Raw genomic sequence first — 1,181 nt, 5'->3', positions numbered from 1 at the left:
CGCCGGTTGCCGCGACATCTCGATCATCCGCTGCACCGCCCGGCGGGCCGGGGCGGCGACGGCCTCGTCCACCTCGACCTGGCCGGTCATGGAATGCAGCGACCACAGCACCTTTTCCAGCGTGATCTTCTTCATGTGCGGGCACATGTTGCAGGGGCCCAGGAACTCGACCCCGGGATGGGCGTCGGCGATATTGGCGGCCATCGAGCATTCCGTGACCAGCATCGCCTGCGCGGGCCGCGCCGTGCCCACCCAGTCGATGATATGCGCGGTCGAGCCCGCGAAATCCGCCTCGGCCACGACATCGGGGGGGCATTCGGGATGGGCGATGATCTTCAGGCCGGGATACCAGGCGCGGAAGTCGCGCAGATCCTGCGGCGTGAAGCGTTCATGGACGATGCAGGCCCCGTCCCACCAGACGACGCGCTTCTGCGGCACCTGTTTGGCGACGTTCTGCGCCAGCCACTTGTCGGGCGTCATGATCACCGTGTCGCCGGGCAGCGCCGCCACGATCCGCGCGGCGTTCGAGGACGTGCAGCAGATGTCGGACGCGGCCTTCACCGCGGCCGTGGTGTTGACATAGCTGACCACCGGCGCGCCGGGATAGCGGGCGCGCATCTGCGCGATCCCCTCGGGGTCGATGCTTTCGGCCAGCGAGCAGCCGGCCTCCATGTCGGGCATCAGCACGGTCTTGGCGGGGTTGAGGATCTTCGAGGTCTCGGCCATGAAATGCACGCCGCACTGGACGATGACGTCGGCGTCCACGCGCGTTGCCTCGACGGCCAGTTGCAGGCTGTCGCCCACCACGTCGGCGATGCCGTGGTAGATGTCGGGCGTCATGTAGTTGTGCGCCAAGACCACCGCGCCGCGTTCCGCCTTGAGCCGGTTGATCGCCGCCACATAGGGCGCGGCCACCGCCCAGTCGGGGAACGGCACCGCCCGCTCCATCCGGGCGTGGATCGCGGCCATGTCGCGGGCCAGCGCGAGCGAGGGCGCAAGGTCGTAATGCGCCGCCAGTTCGGCGCGGATGGTTGTCACGTCCAGCAAGACCGGCTCCTTCCGGCGGCGCCCGCGGCGCGGCCCCATGATCATGGCCCGGTGCAGACCTAACCGCAAAGTGACCCAACGGCAACCGTGAACGGGCGGCTTCCGGCAAGCGCAGGGCGCGCGCTCAGCGGGTC

The 1,181-nt window shown here is 69.1% G+C and carries 1 protein-coding gene; it reads right to left on the bottom strand.

Translation table 11 applies throughout. The features are described 5' to 3' along the window. A partial coding sequence (gene nadA / locus ACFOM8_RS22975) for a quinolinate synthase NadA (RefSeq protein ID WP_377764681.1) occupies nt 1-1,047 on the bottom strand: 1,047 nt, incomplete at its 3' end. Nucleotides 1,048-1,181: the final 134 nt, after the last annotated feature.

The organism is Paracoccus angustae (assembly GCF_042648745.1).
Lineage (GTDB): Bacteria > Pseudomonadota > Alphaproteobacteria > Rhodobacterales > Rhodobacteraceae > Paracoccus > Paracoccus angustae.
The sequence above is the reverse complement of the archived record's forward strand: the minus strand, read 5'-3'. Positions and strand labels throughout refer to the sequence as shown.